This is a genomic window from uncultured Veillonella sp. (assembly GCF_934190855.1).
GTDB lineage: Bacteria > Bacillota > Negativicutes > Veillonellales > Veillonellaceae > Veillonella.
In genome coordinates, this window is sequence record NZ_CAKPTN010000158.1 from 1 (window position 1) to 3813 (window position 3813).

The window sequence follows — 3813 nt, forward strand, 5'->3', positions numbered from 1 at the left end:
GGTGGTAATATAACAGCCGCTACCGTGACAGGGCCTGCAATAGGGCCACGGCCTACCTCATCGACGCCAGCTACATGATACATACCTTGATCGTAGAACATGCCTTCATAGTCATACATGCTCATGAGCCGTTGCTGTTCTTTTAATTCTTTTTCTCGGCGCTTAATGTAAGAAGCGGCCAATTTTTGCACAGAGCTACGATCATCCTCTTGGGCTAAAGACAAAATCTCTAAGGCTTGTTCAGTTTCAAAAAGAGCTTTTATATCAGCAACTTTTAATTTACTAAATGTATCCTTATCCATTTTGTGTTTCCTCACCATTTTCAGGATAGTATGGCTCTTCATCAACTTTATCGAGAGTAATTGTACCTAGTTTAGTATTACGGTAGTCTTGCAAGACAATACGACGTGCTTTATCAAGGTCGACTACGCCACCACTTACGAGACAGCCACGACGACGACCGATGCTTTCAAGAATAGTATCCACATCTGTCATCTCTTCTTCTTTTAATTTATAACGTTCTACCAAAATATTTGGTGTATTCGTCAATAAATGATTTAATAGCTGTTTCATAACATGCTCTAAATCATATACATCATCAGAAACAGCACCTGTCATGGCAAGACGGGCCGCGGCGCGTTGATCCTCTAATTTAGGCCACAATACACCTGGTGTATCAAGTAGTTCAAGGTTTTTACCGATTTTAACCCATTGTTGACCACGGGTGTGACCAGCTTTGTTAGCTGTACGCGTTGCTGCAGAGCCCGCTAAGGAGTTAATCAACGTAGATTTACCAACGTTAGGAATACCTAAGATGATAGTACGCACAGAACGACTGCGAATGCCTTTTGCAACCCAACGGTCGATAATAGGCTTGCTCAAACGCTCTACAGTAGATATTAACTTCTTATTACCCTTGCCAGATTTAGAATCTATAGCCAATACTGTGATCCCTTGTTTAGTAAAGAACTCAGTCCATTCCTTAGTAGCTTTAGGATCTGCTAAATCTACTTTATTTAACAGTACAATATGAGGTTTCTGACCAACGAGTTCAGTGATTACAGGGTTCGCACTAGAACGTGGAATACGCGCATCGAGTAACTCGATAACTACGTCTACCTTCTTGATATACTCCGTAATCATACGTGTAGCTTTCGCCATATGCCCAGGGAACCAATGTACGATAGGTGAATCTGCCATAATATCTCCTTTCTATGTATCTTTTATATATCTCTATTATCTATATATTTTATATCTAAATTTTAGCAAAAATAAAAGGCTGCCAACGGCAGCCTTTTATGAACATTAGCGTTTTTCGCGAATACGAGCAGCTTTACCAGTAAGGTTACGTAAGTAGTACAATTTAGCACGACGAACAACACCACGACGCATAACTTCGATTTTAGCTAAGCGTGGGCTGTGAAGTGGGAATGTACGTTCTACACCTACACCGGATGCAATACGACGAACTGTGAAAGTTTCACGTACGCCACCGTTTTGACGTTTAATTACCAAACCTTCGAATACTTGGATACGTTCACGAGTACCTTCCACTACTTTTACGTGTACGCGAACTGTGTCACCAGCGCGGAAAGTAGGGATGTCTGTACGAAGTTGTTCTTGTTCAAGTACGTTAATAATGTTCATTGTTTCCTCCTGTTTGCAGACATTCAATACCTACACCTTATAGGCAGCGGACTGTCTCAAATTAACAGAAATATATTACCATAAATCGCGTACTCTTAGCAAGTATTTTCTATATAATTTTGAGAATAAAATTATTTGCGTAAAATAGGCCGTTTTAGCTTGCCTAATAAACGATATAACTCCTCTTGTTCGTCTTCAGATAAGTCGGAAAATAAGACATTCAAAAATTGGTCATACGAATGTAATAATGATTTGCCTAACCGTTTCCCCTCATCTGTTAAGCCTACCACCGATATGCGTTTATCCATGAAATCGATATGTTTTGTTACATACCCTAATTCAATGAGAATGTCCGTTTGCTCAGAAACTGTTGCAGGACGCATATTAAGAGCATCTACTAGCTGTTTTTGTGATGCTCCTTGAGAACGCATATATAGCTCAATGATAATTCTATCACGAGACTTTTCTTTGCCACTTGGCACCTTACATAAGGCTTTATATAATTCATCATGATTCATGATCAGTATTCTCCTCATACAACTTTGTATATTATAAGATATTCGCCATGGTCTCAAAAATTCCTGCATAAAATATGTATATTCTTCGTAAAAGCAAAAAAAGAGGCACCTTAAGGTACCTCTTCTCTTATATTTCATGGTAAAAGTCGAATCGTTCTTTTACTAATATATTATTTTAATGCGCTAATATCGCCGATAATAGCCATTACACTGTACGCCAAGCGAACAAGTTGCAAACGATTAGCTTTAATAGCTTCGTCTTTATCCATAACCATTACATCTTCAAAGAATTTGTTGATGGCTGGAACCAAAGTAGCTGGAACTGCTACTACAGCTGCGTAGTCACCAGCTTCCCAGGCTGCAAGGCTAGCTTCAGATGCTTTAGAAGCAGCTTCAAACAATGCTTTTTCAGCGTCTTCTTTCAACAAGTCGCTATTAACGCCTGTATATTCAACATCTTTTACAAGATTGTACATACGAGTATAAGCTTGAACAAGCTCAACGTTTTCATCGATACGGTTTGCTAACAATGCATTTACAAGACCTTCTGCATCAGCAACGGACAATTCATTGTTGGACAACAACAAATCGATTACATGATGAGGAACTTCGCGATCAAGGAAGATATTTTTCAAACGAAGTGTGAAGAACTCTTCTACTTGGTTAAGCAATTCATCTTGTTTTTCAGCTGGTACATTAAGTAATTCCATAGATGCTTTGAAGATTGGACGCAAGCTGATGTTCCATTCGCTACCAAGCAAGATATTCAAAATACCAATTGTTTGACGACGCAATGCATATGGATCTTGAGAGCCTGTCGGGATTAAGCCACGGCTGAAAGTAGCTACGATATTATCTACTTTATCGATGATGGACAATACTTTACCTGCTTCAGTTTGAGGCAATACATCACCTGCAAAACGTGGTAAATATTGTTCGAAAATAGCTTCTGCTACCTCAGGAGATTCACCATCAAGTAAAGCGTATTCTTTACCCATTACACCTTGTAATTCAGTGAACTCTGTAACCATACCTGTTGTAAGGTCAGTTTTAGCAAGCTCTGTAGCACGTTCTAACACAACAGCTGCATCTTCGTGTAAGCCACATTCTTCACCGAATACACGGCCTAATTTAAGCAAACGTTCAGTTTTATCTGCTAAGTTACCAAGACCTTCTTGGAATACGATTTTAGTCAAACCATCTTGACGGTCGATAAGAGGTTTCTTGCGGTCTTCGTTGAAGAAGAATTTAGCATCATCAAGACGGGCGCGCAATACACGTTCATTACCAGCTTGAACGACTTCGATGGAATGGTCGGATCCATTACGAACTGTTAAGAACATTGGTAACAATTTGCCCTCTTGGTCAACCAATGGGAAGTAACGTTGATGGTCTTTCATTGGTGTAATGATGGCTGCATCTGGAAGTGCCAAGTAGGACTCTTCAAAGCCACCACACAATGCTGTAGGCCATTCAACAAGATAGTTAATTTCTTCTAATAAATCATCATCCCAAACGATGGATGCATTTTTAGAAGCTGCAATATCATGTAATTGTTTGGAGATCAATTCACGACGTGCATCTTGATCAACCATAACAAAGTTTTCTTTTAATGTGTCGACATAGGAGGCTGCATTTTTGATAGTGA

The 3813-nt window shown here is 39.4% G+C and carries 4 protein-coding genes and 1 pseudogene; all 5 read right to left on the bottom strand.

Going from position 1 to position 3813, the window contains the following annotated elements; all coding sequences use genetic code 11:
• A pseudogene (locus tag Q0F90_RS08025) lies at positions 1-302 on the bottom strand (ribonuclease HII); the annotation flags it as partial.
• Positions 295-1200 carry a ribosome biogenesis GTPase YlqF gene (ylqF, locus tag Q0F90_RS08030; RefSeq protein ID WP_296004574.1) on the bottom strand — a complete coding sequence of 302 codons (906 nt, stop codon included), beginning with the start codon at positions 1198-1200 and terminating at the stop codon, positions 295-297. The pseudogene Q0F90_RS08025 and the gene ylqF, both read right to left, overlap by 8 nt.
• A 105-nt stretch (positions 1201-1305) precedes the next feature.
• Positions 1306-1647: a 50S ribosomal protein L19 gene (gene rplS / locus Q0F90_RS08035; RefSeq protein WP_004695921.1), complete on the bottom strand. Its 342-nt coding sequence runs from the start codon at positions 1645-1647 to the stop codon at positions 1306-1308.
• 131 nt (positions 1648-1778) lie between these two features.
• Positions 1779-2165, bottom strand: coding sequence for a MarR family winged helix-turn-helix transcriptional regulator (locus tag Q0F90_RS08040; protein WP_265139024.1), 387 nt, complete (start codon positions 2163-2165; stop codon positions 1779-1781).
• 170 nt (positions 2166-2335) lie between these two features.
• Positions 2336-3813, bottom strand: a 1478-nt coding sequence (gene glyS, locus Q0F90_RS08045) for a glycine--tRNA ligase subunit beta (protein WP_296004579.1), incomplete at its 5' end; no start/stop codon positions are given.